The organism is Faecalicatena contorta (assembly GCF_001404335.1).
In the GTDB taxonomy this organism is placed as follows: domain Bacteria; phylum Bacillota; class Clostridia; order Lachnospirales; family Lachnospiraceae; genus Faecalicatena; species Faecalicatena contortus_B.
Genome location: NZ_CYZU01000034.1, coordinates 1 through 13,347, shown reverse-complemented (window position 1 = coordinate 13,347; position 13,347 = coordinate 1). Strand labels below are relative to the sequence as shown.

General features: G+C 47.3%; 12 protein-coding genes. All 12 read left to right on the top strand.

Going from position 1 to position 13,347, the window contains the following annotated elements:
* The first annotated feature begins 83 nt into the window (after positions 1–83).
* The 12 genes from ARB69_RS16145 (at position 84) to ydjG (ending at position 13,183) form a co-directional block, all read left to right on the top strand.
* Positions 84–755 (top strand): response regulator transcription factor, encoded by a 672-nt coding sequence (locus ARB69_RS16145; protein ID WP_055154319.1) that lies wholly within the window; start codon positions 84–86, stop codon positions 753–755.
* Positions 752–1,936 (top strand): sensor histidine kinase, encoded by a 1,185-nt coding sequence (locus ARB69_RS16140; RefSeq protein WP_055154268.1) that lies wholly within the window; start codon positions 752–754, stop codon positions 1,934–1,936. The genes ARB69_RS16145 and ARB69_RS16140 overlap by 4 nt, the downstream gene beginning before the upstream one ends.
* A gap of 88 nt (positions 1,937–2,024) precedes the next feature.
* A complete protein-coding gene (locus tag ARB69_RS16135; RefSeq protein ID WP_055154266.1) occupies positions 2,025–2,705 on the top strand; it encodes an ABC transporter ATP-binding protein in 681 nt (226 codons plus the stop codon).
* Positions 2,706–2,710: 5 nt separating this feature from the next.
* The gene (locus tag ARB69_RS16130) at positions 2,711–4,912 is read left to right on the top strand and encodes an ABC transporter permease (protein WP_055154264.1); all 2,202 of its coding nucleotides are present in this window, start codon (positions 2,711–2,713) and stop codon (positions 4,910–4,912) included.
* 82 nt (positions 4,913–4,994) lie between these two features.
* Complete coding sequence (locus ARB69_RS16125) at positions 4,995–5,396, top strand: hypothetical protein (protein WP_129879786.1); 402 nt, start codon at positions 4,995–4,997, stop codon at positions 5,394–5,396.
* 419 nt (positions 5,397–5,815) lie between these two features.
* On the top strand, positions 5,816–6,892 hold the full coding sequence (locus ARB69_RS16120; RefSeq protein WP_050638784.1) for a zinc-binding dehydrogenase: 1,077 nt from the start codon (positions 5,816–5,818) through the stop codon (positions 6,890–6,892).
* Between the two features lie 60 nt (positions 6,893–6,952).
* The gene (locus tag ARB69_RS16115) at positions 6,953–7,639 is read left to right on the top strand and encodes a ribulose phosphate epimerase (protein WP_050638783.1); all 687 of its coding nucleotides are present in this window, start codon (positions 6,953–6,955) and stop codon (positions 7,637–7,639) included.
* 116 nt (positions 7,640–7,755) lie between these two features.
* Positions 7,756–9,132: an MFS transporter gene (locus ARB69_RS16110; protein ID WP_050638782.1), complete on the top strand. Its 1,377-nt coding sequence runs from the start codon at positions 7,756–7,758 to the stop codon at positions 9,130–9,132.
* A 65-nt stretch (positions 9,133–9,197) separates the two neighbouring features.
* The gene (locus ARB69_RS16105; protein ID WP_050638781.1) at positions 9,198–10,253 is read left to right on the top strand and encodes an NAD(P)-dependent alcohol dehydrogenase; all 1,056 of its coding nucleotides are present in this window, start codon (positions 9,198–9,200) and stop codon (positions 10,251–10,253) included.
* Positions 10,254–10,276: 23 nt separating this feature from the next.
* Positions 10,277–11,113 carry a class II fructose-bisphosphate aldolase gene (locus tag ARB69_RS16100; RefSeq protein ID WP_055154260.1) on the top strand — a complete coding sequence of 279 codons (837 nt, stop codon included), beginning with the start codon at positions 10,277–10,279 and terminating at the stop codon, positions 11,111–11,113.
* 3 nt (positions 11,114–11,116) lie between these two features.
* The gene (locus tag ARB69_RS16095) at positions 11,117–12,085 is read left to right on the top strand and encodes a carbohydrate kinase family protein (RefSeq protein WP_055154258.1); all 969 of its coding nucleotides are present in this window, start codon (positions 11,117–11,119) and stop codon (positions 12,083–12,085) included.
* A 117-nt stretch (positions 12,086–12,202) separates the two neighbouring features.
* Positions 12,203–13,183, top strand: a complete 981-nt coding sequence (gene ydjG / locus ARB69_RS16090; protein WP_050638779.1) for an aldo/keto reductase — start codon at positions 12,203–12,205, stop codon at positions 13,181–13,183.
* Positions 13,184–13,347 lie beyond the last annotated feature (164 nt).

Below are 13,347 nucleotides of genomic sequence, written 5' to 3'. Positions count from 1 at the left end.
TTTCTTTTAGATATCCTGCATTTTTTGGAAATAAGATTGGCTTTACGGAACACGAACCTGAAGTTCTGAGAAAGGAAGGCAAGATGATCGACGTTTATTATATTGAAGATGATGAAAATATCGCGCAGACAGTGAAAGCATATTTGGAACAGCACAATTGCAGTGTATCCGTTTTCACAACAATAGCAGAAGCAAAGAAGGCGATTACCAATAATCTGCCTGCAATTGCCCTGGTTGACTGGAATATGCCGGATGGGGATGGCGACAGGTTCTGCCGGTGGATCCGCTCCAGATGGCAGGAGCTTCCGGTGGTTTTCCTGACCGTCCGCAGCGGTTCCAGCGACATCGTATCCGGATTCCAAAATGGTGCGGATGATTATGTTGTGAAGCCCTTTGAACTTGAAGTCTTGTATTCGCGCATCTGTGCACTGCTGCGCAGGTCTGGGAATGTATTGGGACAATATCTGACCTGCGACGGAATCACCATTGACCAAAACGGGATGAGAGTGTTCTGCGGGGAGGAAGAAATCAGTTTGAGCCAGCCGGAGTACCAGGTGCTTTTGCTCTTTATGAAAAACAAAGGAAAGACAATTCCAAGAGAAAAGTTACTGGAGCAGGTTTGGGACAGCAATGGAAACTTTGTGAATAATAACACTCTTACGGTGACAATCAAGCGTCTAAGGGAGAAACTGCATCAGCCCTCCTGCCTGAAAACCGTAAGAAGCTTTGGATACCGCATGGAGGATACTCTATGACAGGACGAAAAAATGCAGGCGCACTGATCGGGCTCGTCCTGGCGTTCAGTTTGATTGCCTCCGCCGTCACGGCCCTGTTTATGGCAGAGTTTAACAACAGGATGCATTTCCAGCTTATAGGCCATCTCTTCCGGGAACTGACAGAGGAGCAGCCGGACATGGAACAGACGGTGCTGAATGTTTTAAAAGAGTACAGTGACACACCTGCAATGCAGAAAGAGGAAAATGTACTGCTCCGTTATGGCTACAGGCAGTCGGATTTTTTTAAGACCACCCACCGGTATCCATATCTGTTTGCTGCAATTGGTTTTGCGACAGGAAGCCTCCTGTTTCTTTTTACATTCCGCTGCAGGAGAAAAAAGGAAGCGGCGCGTATAAAGGCGTTGACGGTTTATCTGGAAAATGTGAATACGGGCAGTCCGGGCCTGATATCAGAGACCGGAGAAGACGATTTCTCACAATTACAGGATGAGATCTATAAAACCGTGACGATGCTCTATCAGACGAGAGATGCAGCACTGGATGCGAGAAACAAATTTGCTGAGAATCTTTCCAATATTGCACATCAGTTAAAAACGCCCGTCACCGCTATCTCTCTTACTACGCAGATGATGAGGTTCCATCCGTCCGGAGATTATCCAGAGCAGATACAGAAGCAGCTGAACCGTCTGGTTTACCTGGAGGAGGCGCTGCTTCTATTATCCCGGCTGGACGCAGGGACGCTTCCTTTGAAACAGGAGGCCGTGGATATCTATACGATACTGACCCTTGCTGCCGATAATTTACAGGAAGTATTAGCCGATGCGGATGTCAGCGTTGACATACCGGAGGGGAGCCAAATAGAGATTACCGCAGACCTCGACTGGACAATGGAGGCCCTCATGAATCTGCTCAAAAATTGTGTGGAGTATACTCCGGCCGGCGGTACCGTACATTGCTCCTACGATAAGAATCCGCTCTATAAGACGATCATAATCCGGGATGAAGGTGAAGGCTTCACTGGAGAAGACATACCCCGTCTTTTTGAACGGTTTTACCGCGGCCAAAATGCCGGGAAAAACGGGATCGGCATCGGTCTGTCCCTTGCAAAAGAAATCATTGAACTCCAAAACGGCACAATCAGGGCGAAGAATATCCCTGGCGGCGGGGGCTGTTTTGAAATCAGGTTTTACAGTCACTGAGCAGTCACTTTAACCTGTTATAATGATGATACACACCTGTTGAACAGGTACGGACTATATTCATTTTTACAGGAGAGGAGATGATCACATGGAGATTCTGAGATGTGAAAATGTCAGTAAAATATACGGCTCAGGAGAGAACAGGGTGGTTGCTTTAGACCGGGTCCATATCTCGGTAAATAAGGGGGAATTCGTGGCGATTGTAGGAGCCTCCGGCTCCGGGAAATCTACATTGCTGCACATTCTGGGAAGCGTGGACAAGCCGTCGGAGGGAAAGGTTTGGATAGATGGTGTTGACATATCAGCTATGAATCCGACCCAGTCCGCCATATTCCGCCGCAGGAAGGTGGGACTGGTTTATCAGTTTTACAATTTGATTCCAACGCTTACCATCAGGAAAAACATATTGATGCCGCTGATGTTGGACAAAAAGGAACCGAATCGGGAATATTTTGAGTCCATCGTAAACTCGCTGGGCATATCCGATAAACTGGAGGCTCTGCCCAGCCAGCTGTCAGGAGGGCAGCAGCAGCGCGCGGCGATAGCCAGATCCCTGATTTATCGTCCGGCGCTGCTGCTGGCCGATGAACCTACCGGCAATCTGGACCAGAAGAACGGGGCGGAAATCCTTGACATGCTGAAGCTATCGAACCGGAACCTGAAGCAGACCATTTTGCTGATTACCCATGATGAGAAGATTGCGCTGGAAGCAGACCGCATTATAACGATCGAAGACGGCCGCATCATCGGCGACGAAAGACAGAGGTGATCAGGATGTGGAAGGATTATTCTTCAGGTTATATAAAGAACAACAGAGCTTCCGGTATATCAATCATGGCGGCGGCATTTATTGCCGCATTGTTCCTGTCGTTTCTGTGCAGTCTGTTTTATAATATCTGGGTATATGAAGTCGAAAAGCTTACTTTGGATGAGGGGGACTGGCAGGGCCGTATCACCGGTCAGATAAGCGGGGAAGATTTGGCTGTTATCCGGAAGTTTGGCAATGTTGAAAGGGCAGAAATTAATGAGGAATTGTCCGGTGAAAAAGGGACAGTTGTGGATGTATGGTTTCAGAATCCCAGAACTGTTTTTGAGGATATGCCTCTGCTTGCAGAGAAACTGGGGATGGAAGAAGATGCCGCGTCTTATCATCTTGTACTATTGTCCAGGTATCTGATACATGATCCAAACGATGAGGAGCCACCGCTTTTGATGACGTTTTATCTGGCGGTACTGGTAGTAGTTTCGCTGTCACTCATACTGATTATACGCAATTCCTTTGCACTGACCATGAATGCGAGAATTCATCAGTTTGGCATTTTTTCCAGTGTGGGGGCGACGCCCGGGCAGATCCGGACGTGTCTGATGCAGGAAGCGGCCGCACTTTGTACAATTCCGGTAATACTTGGCATCCTGCTCGGCATCGCCTTAAGTTTTGGAGTAAATCAGGCAATGAACGCCATGGCGGAAAATATTCCGGGGAGGTATGAATTAGGTTTTAGGTACCATCCGCTGGTATTTGCGTTGACATTGGCTTCCTCCGTAATTACTGTCCTGTTTTCCGCATGGCTCCCGGCCAGGAAACTTAGCAGAATGACGCCGCTGGAAGCGATCCGCAATACAGGGGAACTGCATCTAAAGAAGAAAAAACAGTCCAGAATACTGACATTACTTTTTGGTGTAGAAGGGGAGCTTGCGGGAAATGCATTAAAAGCCAGAAAGAAAGCCCTGCGTACCTCCACACTATCTCTCACGCTTTCTTTTCTGGGATTCACCCTGATCTTGTGTTTCTTTGCGCTTTCAGGCATAAGCACCAGGTATACTTATTTTGAAAGATACCAGGATGTGTGGGATGTTATGGCAACTGTTAAAGATACGGGGATCGAGGAGTTCGGGCAGACAGGGCAGCTTATGGAACTGGAAGGAGTCCGGGATCTTGCGGTATACCAAAAGGCAGCAGCAGTCAGCCATGTTCCGCAAGACTGGCTCAGTGAAGAACTGGCCTCACTTGGAGGGCCGGAGGCTGTTGCAGGGACATCCGTTACAAAAGAGGGGGACACGTGGCTGGTGAAGGCGCCGGTTGTGATACTGGATGATGCCGCATTTACGGAATACTGCAGACAAATAGGAGCCCCGCCACGGCTTGACGGTACGGTCATACTGAACAGAATATGGGACAGTCTGCACAGTAATTTCAGATATCCAAAATATATCCCCTTTGTGGGGGAAAACCGTGAGTCCGTGTTATTGCAGGATGCTGATCTGGGAGGAGAGAAGACAGAAGTGCCAGTGACAGCATATACACAGGAGATGCCAGCCCTAAGGGAAGAATATGAAGACTATGCGCTGGTGCAGTTTATGCCCCTTTCACTTTGGAAAAAAGTGTCTGGGCAGATTGGAGGCGCAGAATCGGACACTTACATCAGAATTCTGGCCGGGGAAAACGCTTCGCTGAAAGCTCTGGATAAAATAGAAAAAGATGTCCTGCATCTTCTTGCTCCAAACTATAAAACAGAAATAGAAAACCGCATACAGGAGAAAATCACAAATGATGAAATCATTTTCGGATATCAACTGATTCTGGGCGGGTTCTGTGCCATCCTTGCAGTAATCGGAATCGCAAATGTATTCTCCAACACGCTGGGATTTCTGCGCCAGAGAAAACGGGAATTAGCGCAGTATATGTCTGTGGGCATGACAACGGGAGGCATTCGAAAGATGTTTTGTATCGAAGCCCTGGTCATTGCAGGCAGGCCTCTGCTTATTACATTACCGCTTACGGTGGCTGCCGTTGCATTCATGATTAAGGCTAGTCATTTAAATCCTATGGAATTTATCGCTGTGGCGCCCATCATTCCAATGATAATTTTTTGTCTTGTGATTTTTGGGTTTGTAGCATTGGCCTATTATGTTGGCGGGAAAAGGGCTCTGAATTATAATTTATCGGATGCTCTGCGGGATGATACGGTTGACTGATAGATGATCCGAAGGAGCATTATGGTCTAAACAGTAACTGGGTTCAGGGAAAATGACTATAAAGACAATGAAGGCCAATAACTTGACTAAAGACATCAGGAGTACGATAATATATTTATGGATATATAGGTACCGCTCCCTACTGCAGCTGGTACTGTTTGATATCAAAAGCATTACAGATCGGGAAGAGCATAATTGTTCCAGGCTGGAGGAAGAATGTTACAGACCTTCTGCGGATGTGATTGAAGAACTCTTTATTCCTGAGAAAAATTCTCTTTTTAAAAATCAGTTAAAAGAATCCGTAATAGAAGATCATGATTTCTTTGAATTAGCAAGAAAGTGCATCGTGAGAGTTTACGAATCCATCGAATTATGGACAAAAGAATTTGGCCCGGAGGGGTATTTCCGATATATTGAAAACTTTATGGGATCGGAGCCCCTGACCACAAAATCATTTGTTGTAGAGAGTAAATATATGAAATAATAGAATAAAAAGGGACAGACCATTTTGCAAAGGGGTCTGTCCCCCTTTTAATAAAAGATCATTTTCCTGAGTCAGTATGAAGCAGAGGGAAAATGATCTTTTTAAGTTTCAGCCAAAAAAATTTAAAATAAGATTCTTAAAGTACAGATATTTTAATAATAATCGGAATAAATATTCTTTGAAAAACAGAAGTTTGTGAAAATACACAAGAATAAATACGATAAAACAGGAGTTTTGCATTTGAAACAGTAATAATATCTGTATAAAATGACGAATTGATCTTTAAAACACAGAAAACAATTGACTAAAACAAAGGATGGGTGTAAAATTTAGTTAAATCAAAAGAAACAACGTTTCCGGCCGGAAACAGATTTTGCAAAGCAGCAATAAAATATATGTTTATAAAAAGGAGAATAAGTATGAAAGCGTTAGCAAGGTATGGTAAAGAGTTTGGTGGATATCGGATGATAGATGTGCCGGAGCCTGAATGCGGACCGGAGGACATTATTATTGAGATCAAGGCGGCGGCAATCTGTGGTGCAGACATGAAGCATTACAAAGTGGACAACGGTTCCGATGAATTCAATTCCATCCGCGGACATGAGTTCGCAGGCGAGATCGTGAAGGTCGGAGAGCTGGTGAAGGACTGGAAGGTCGGACAGCGGGTTGTATCCGACAACAGCGCCCACGTATGCGGTGTCTGCCCGGCATGTGAACAGGGCGACTTCCTCTGCTGCGAGAACAAGGTGAACCTCGGACTGGACAACAATACCTGGGGCGGCGGCTTTTCAAAATACTGCAAGGTTCCGGGAGAGATTCTGAGAATACATAAACATGCAATCTGGGAGATTCCGGAGAATGTTAAATATGAAGAGGCAGCAGTACTCGATCCGATCTGTAACTCTTACAAGGCAATCGCACAGCAGGCCCATCTCCTTCCGGGACAGGACGTTGTTGTATTCGGAACCGGACCGCTCGGGTTGTTCGCTGTACAGGTTGCAAGGATCATGGGGGCAGTTAACATTGTAATGGTCGGCCTGGAAGAAGACACAAAAGTCCGTTTTGCTGTTGCAAAAGAACTGGGCGCCACACATGTGGTTAACGGATCCAAAGAAGATGTCGTGAAGAGATGTACCGAGATCTGCGGAAGGGACAATCTGGGGCTGGTTGTAGAGTGCTCCGGCGCCAATATCGCACTGAAGCAGGCCATCGAGATGCTCCGTCCGAACGGCGAGGTTGTCCGTGTAGGCATGGGATTCAAGCCGCTTGAGTTCTCCATCAACGATATTACATCATGGAACAAGAGCATTATCGGACATATGGCATATGACTCCACATCCTGGAGGAATGCACTGCGCCTTCTGGAATCAGGAATGATTAAAGTACAGCCGATGATCACCCACAGAATCGGGCTTTCACAGTGGGAAGAAGGATTCGAGGCTATGGCAAATAAAGAAGCAATCAAAGTAATTTTCCACTATGACTTTGAAGATTAAATAAGGACCATAATTAAAGAACATATTGAACTTAATTGGAGAATAAGAGAGCGAGTGAATATGGAAAAGAAATTACTGCTTGCACCATCCATGGGATGCTGTGACTTATATGATTTTGAACACCAGGTACGCTATATCGATGAAAAGGCTGATTTTCTGCATATTGACATCAAGGACGGAAATTATGTAAAGACATTTGGCGTGGGACCGGATTTTATGACTGTGCTGGGGAAGGCAGTCCATACACCCATGGACGCACACTTAATGGTAAAACATCCCCAGGATTACATCGAGGCTTGTGCCGAAGCGGGGGCTGCCTATATTACCCCGCATACGGACTGTATTGAGAGCGATGCGTTTGTTACGATCAACAAAATCCTTTCCCTGGGCTGCAAGGCGGGAATCGCAATGAACCCTGCCGCGCCGCTGGAGGCTATCCGGTATTACCTGCCGCTGCTTTCCAAAGTTACGATTATGATTGTAGACGCGGGATATGCAGGCCAGAAAGTGATTGTCCAGATGTACGATAAAATCAGAACGCTTGTACAATGGAGAGAGGAGATGGGGCTGGACTTTTTGATCGAGGCAGACGGCTCCATGAATGCAGACGTATACGGGCCTCTGTATGAAGCCGGGGCAGATGTTGTGGTTTTAGGACCGCCGGCGCTTTGGAATAAAGATAAGGATATAGAAAAAGCGTGGGAAATCATGGAGAAAGAAGTAAAAAGCGCTCTTTTGGATAAATAATTCAGAGATCCGGCAGGCAGATTCGGACGCCTGTCGGCGGGAATAGACATTACGGGTATGAATATACAGAACATAGAAAAAATAGCAAAAGAATGAGATAGAGAAAGGAAAAGGTTATGAATTCAAATACAAAAAATGTGAATATCGGTGCAAGGCTGGATCGTCTTCCGAATTCAGGTTGGCATATCAAAATGTGGCTGGTATCCGCCTTTGCACTTTTGGTCTGCTGGTCAAACGGTATCGGAGGAGCAGTCCAGAATATCCTTCTGAATGAGATCCACTGGCTGGAGCCGGGAACAAAACTTCTGGCAATGTGGGGGACAACATATACAGCCGGCCAGCTCTTCGGCGCTTTAGTGGGCGGGCCAATCGGTGATAAGATCGGCCGGAAAAAGAGCATCCTTTTATATGAAATTATACATATCATCGCAATGGTGGGCGGCGCAATATCACCGAATATTTACGTACTTTATGTTTTCAGGCTGATTCAGGGATTCGGTCTCGGCGCACTTCTGGTCGTACTGTTCGCCGGATTTACCGAATATGTACCGGGCAGAAACCGCGGGGTATGGTCAAGCCGGAATTCCTTCATCGGCAACTGGGCACATCCAATCTGCAATGGTATCGCATTTTTAATTGTTTCAACAGGCGTAAGCTATATGATGAACTGGAGAATTCAGTTTATGATCCCGTCTGTTCTTTCCATCATCGCATCCATCCTGATTGCGAAGAAATACCCGGAATCACCGAGATGGCTGGAATCTCAGGGCAGACTGGAAGAAGCCGATGAGATCATGACAAAGATTGAAAAAGAGATCGAAGCATCCACAGGTGAGAAACTGCCGCCTGTAACGGAAGAAGCAAAGCAGGTAAAACAGCTTCCATATTCAGCACTGTTCAAGGGCAAGCTTTTAAAAAGAACGATTGTCGGCTCCCTTGTTCTGATCGGCATGAATACGATCCAGTACACATTGATGACCTGGATGCCGTCCCTGTTAAGGTCCTTAGGTTATGACACATCACAGTCACAGTTTATGACCATGTTCGGACTGTTCGGCGCACCATTTGGAATCTTTATCGCATCTTTGATCATGGATAAAATCCCGAGACGCGTTATGGGTGTGATCCTGCTGATTGCCATGGCTGTCATGGGAATTATCACAGGGCAGCAGACCACAATGACCGCATTAATTGTAACCACATTTTTCCTCAATACATTTATTTACATGTACGTATGCTACGCATCCGCGGTATATGTCCCGGAAATGTGGCCGACCTCAGCAAAAATGTCCGGTTCCGGATTCTGTAACGCAATGGGCCGTGTCAGCAATATTTTCTTCCCGTTCCTTGTGACATATATTGCAGGCTCCATTGGAAGCACGGGAGTGTTTGTACTGATTTCTATCGTTGCTGCGATCATTGCGGTATGCATTTTCATCTTTGGCGTAGAGACAAGAGGCGAATCTGTTGAGGACATTGGAAACGTAGAATAACAAAAGGGGGCAGCCCCCAACGGCAGAGGGGTCAGACCCCTCTGCACAGAAAGGAAGGATATCATATGAAAAATTCGGAAGCAATCTTAGTAACCCCGAAACACTTTGAGATCCAGGAGTGTCCGGTTCCGGAACCGAAAGACCATGAGATTCTCATGAAGGTTGAGTATGTCGGCATGTGCGGATCCGACATCCACGGATTCGAGTGCGGACCGTTTATTCCGCCGAAAGACCCGAACCAGAAGATTGGCCTGGGACATGAAGTTGCAGGCGAAGTAGTGGGAATCGGAGCAAAGGTAACCAGGTTTAAAGTGGGCGATAAAGTATTGATCGAGCCGGGTGTGCCGGATGATACATGCGAATACTGCCGGACCGGACGTTATAACATCTGCCCGGGCGTTGATTTCATGGCTACACAGCCGAATTATAAAGGCGCACTGACACAGTACATGACCCATCCGGAAGAATGGACATACCATCTTCCGGAGGGAATGACCACACTGGAAGGCGCACTGGTTGAACCGGCTGCAGTCGGAATGCACGCAGCCATCCTTGGCGGAGCAAAGCCAGGCATGAGCATCGTGATTCTGGGCGGCGGCACCATCGGCCTGATGACAATGCAGGCATGCAAAAGTCTTGGCGCAACAGATATCACGGTGGTGGATGTGATTGAAAAACGTCTGGATCTTGCAATGAAACTCGGAGCGAAGAGAGTGATCAACGGAAAAGAGCAGGATACGGTTGCTGTGCTCAGATCACCGGAACTATATGGGGACCACGGCGCAGACCTTGTATTTGAGGCGGCAGGTGCGGTATTCACGGCACAGCAGGCCGTTCAGATTGTCAGCCGCGGCGGGAAGATCATGATGGTGGGCACACAGTCCAAACCGGTGCCGATCGATTTTCTGAAGATCAACCGCGAAGTTACCATTCAGACCGCATTCCGCTACTGCAATAATTTCCCGCAGACGATCGATGCGATTGCCTCCGGTAAGTTTAATGTAAGAGATATGGTTACCAACATCTATGATTACAAGGATGTTCAGAAGGCATTTGAAGAAGCAATTGACCCGGTTAAGAAAACAGAGATGGTAAAAGGCGTAGTCAAAGTGTGTGATTAAGGAAGAAAAGAGAGGAATAAAACATGTTAGCAGATATCAGATATTGGGAAAATAAAGCAAAAGCAGGAAAGTTTGCAATTCCGCACTTTAATGTATGGAATGCGGAAATGCTGATGGGTGTTATTGATGCAGCAGAAGAATCCAAGGCTCCGGTCATCATTTCTTTCGGAACCGGGTTTGTAGGGAATACCTCATTCGAGAACTTCTCCCACATGATGGTTTCTATGGCAAAGAAAGCGGCGGTTCCGGTTATTACGCACTGGGATCACGGCCGCAGCATGGAGATCGTACAGAATGCTTACAACCATGGCATGAACTCTGTCATGAGGGATGCTTCCGCTTATGATTTTGAGGAGAACATCCGCCTGACAAAAGAAGTGGTAGACTATTTCCATCCACTGGGAATCCCGGTAGAGGCGGAACTGGGACACGTGGGAAATGAGACGGTATACGAGGAGGCGCTGGCAAGCTATCAGTACACAGACCCCTCCCAGGCAGCAGAATTCGTAGAGCGAACAGGATGCGATTCCCTTGCAGTAGCAATCGGAAATCAGCACGGGGTTTATACTTCCGAGCCGCAGCTGAACTTTGAGGTGGTAGAAAAAGTAAGAGACGCCGTATCAGTTCCGCTTGTACTTCACGGAGCTTCCGGAATCGGCGACGAGGACATTAAGAAGGCCATCTCCCTTGGAATCGCAAAAATTAACATCCACACAGAACTGTGCCAGGCGGCAATGACTGCCATTGCGGCAAATGTGGAAAAACCATTCCTGGAGGTGGAAAGAGCGGTAAGAGCGGCAGTAAAACAGCGTGCACTGGAGAAAATCTATCTGTTTGGAGACGACGGAAAGGCGGAATAAAACGTGGAAAAAAGACTGGATGCAATCTGCGTGGGTGCAGCGGTTGTTGATATCCCGCTGCGGCCGGTATGCAGAGATATGTTTGAGATAGAGTCATACCCGCTGGAACAGATATCTATGACCATCGGCGGGGATGCAATTAACGAGGCCACAATCATGTCCCGGCTTGGACACAGGATCGGGCTGATGAGCATGGTCGGCAAAGACGCAGTCGGCGCTTTCATCCGGGAACACTGCCAGAAGAACGGGATTGACGATTCCGGAATCCGGGTCAGGGAAGGCGTTGATACCTCCATCAATGTAGGGCTTGTGACAGAGGATGGGGAACGGACATTTGTTACAAACCGAAACGGAAGTTTGTGGAAAATGACCATCGACGATGTGGATCTTTCCAAACTATCCGAAGCAAGGCTCCTCTCACTGGCCAGCATTTTCAATAATCCTCTTCTGGACTGTAAGGCGCTGGTGCGGATTTTTCAGGAAGCAAAGAAACAGGGCATGATGATCTGTGCGGATATGATCAAGGCAAGGCTTGGCGAGACGCTGGACGATATCAGGGAAGCACTGGGCTATGTGGATTATTTCTTCCCGAACTACGAGGAAGCCTGCATGATGGCGGGAGAGACGGAACTGGATAAGGTTGCGGATATTTTTCTGGGCTGTGGAATCGGGCATGTTGTGATAAAGACCGGTAAAAAAGGATGTTTCATCAAGAGCCGGGACGGCAGTGCCCTGGAGGTTCCTGCAATGCAGGGTATAACGGCAATTGACACGATCGGCGCAGGCGATAACTTTGCATCCGGCTTTATTACAGCCATCCTGGAAGGCAAAGGCCTGAAAGAGTGTGCGGAATTTGCAAATGTGACTGCCTCCATCAGTGTCCAGAGCATTGGGGCAACAACAGGTGTGAAGGACAGGGCACAGGTGGATGCGCGGCTGGAAGAGTATCACAGACAGCAGAACAGAGAATAACCGCAGAATAAGGTATACCCAAAGGGCACCCCGTAACTCATGCCCTGCGGGCGGGTCTGCGGCATAGCCGCAGAATAAGGTATAACAGATAGAAATTCAGAAAGATTGGTGAAAAAAATGAAATATATGGAGTTAGGAAAATCAGGCACACAGATTTCTAAAATGGGTCTTGGGACATGGGCAATCGGCGGAGGTCCGGCGTGGAACGGCGACCTGGATGAGCGCGACTGTATCGACACAATCGTAAAGGCAGTAGAGCTCGGAATTAACCTGATCGACACGGCGCCGGGATATAATTTTGGAAACAGTGAAGTTATCGTCGGTAAAGCCTTAAAAGAAGTAGACCGCGAAAAAGTATGCCTTGTGACAAAATGCGGCATCGTATGGACAAGAGAGGGCGCCCTGTTCAACAAGGTCGGAGACACCCAGCTGTATAAAAATCTGTCACCGGAATCCATCCGTGAGGAGATCGAAGAGAGCCTGAGAAGGCTGCAGACAGATTACATCGATGTATATATGACACACTGGCAGGCTGTAGAGCCGTTCTTTACCCCGATCTCCGAGACGATGCAAGTGCTCAATGAGTTGAAGGCGGAAGGTAAAATTAAAGCAATCGGTGCTGCTAATGTGACGAAAGAGCACATTGCAGAATACGTAAAATACGGAGAACTGGATATTGTTCAGGGAAAATACAGCGTTCTTGACCGTGCGGTTGAGGAGGAGCTGGTGCCGATCTGCAAAGAACATCAGGTAACACTCCAGGCATATTCCCCGCTGGAGCAGGGACTTCTGACAGGAACCCTTCCAAGAGACTATGTGCCTACAGGCGCCCGCGCAAACAAGAAATGGTTCCAGCCGGAGAACATGCAGAAGGCGATGGATATGATGGATGACTGGAAACCATTCTGCGAAAAATACAATTGCAATATTCCGACGCTTGCACTTGCATGGATCATGAACCAGGGACCGCACATCAACCTGCTGAGCGGCGCTACAACAGCAGAACAGATCGAGGTTAATGCAAAAGCGGCAGACATCCAGATCTCTGCTTCCGACCTGCTCAGAATGCGTGCGATGGCGGAAGCTATCGATCAATAAAAGAACCCCGGAAGCCGATGCTGCGCTTTTCGAAGAAATAATTTGTGGTTCGAAGGAGGAAAAAAGTTACTATTCACAGTCGATTTAGCGTTCATTCTTTAGGAAGCTCGTAACAGAGCTTCTTTTTCTTTGCCATAATGCACAAACATAGTGGTCATATTTGT

Excerpts from the sequence above, each read along its gene's own strand:
- ARB69_RS16145 (WP_055154319.1), top strand. The coding sequence starts at position 84 with ATGATCGACGTTTATTATATTGAAGATGATGAAAATATCGCGCAGACA.
- ARB69_RS16140 (WP_055154268.1), top strand. The coding sequence starts at position 752 with ATGACAGGACGAAAAAATGCAGGCGCACTGATCGGGCTCGTCCTGGCG.
- ARB69_RS16135 (WP_055154266.1), top strand. The coding sequence starts at position 2,025 with ATGGAGATTCTGAGATGTGAAAATGTCAGTAAAATATACGGCTCAGGA.
- ARB69_RS16130 (WP_055154264.1), top strand. The coding sequence starts at position 2,711 with ATGTGGAAGGATTATTCTTCAGGTTATATAAAGAACAACAGAGCTTCC.
- ARB69_RS16120 (WP_050638784.1), top strand. The coding sequence starts at position 5,816 with ATGAAAGCGTTAGCAAGGTATGGTAAAGAGTTTGGTGGATATCGGATG.
- ARB69_RS16115 (WP_050638783.1), top strand. The coding sequence starts at position 6,953 with ATGGAAAAGAAATTACTGCTTGCACCATCCATGGGATGCTGTGACTTA.
- ARB69_RS16110 (WP_050638782.1), top strand. The coding sequence starts at position 7,756 with ATGAATTCAAATACAAAAAATGTGAATATCGGTGCAAGGCTGGATCGT.
- ARB69_RS16105 (WP_050638781.1), top strand. The coding sequence starts at position 9,198 with ATGAAAAATTCGGAAGCAATCTTAGTAACCCCGAAACACTTTGAGATC.
- ARB69_RS16100 (WP_055154260.1), top strand. The coding sequence starts at position 10,277 with ATGTTAGCAGATATCAGATATTGGGAAAATAAAGCAAAAGCAGGAAAG.
- ydjG (WP_050638779.1), top strand. The coding sequence starts at position 12,203 with ATGAAATATATGGAGTTAGGAAAATCAGGCACACAGATTTCTAAAATG.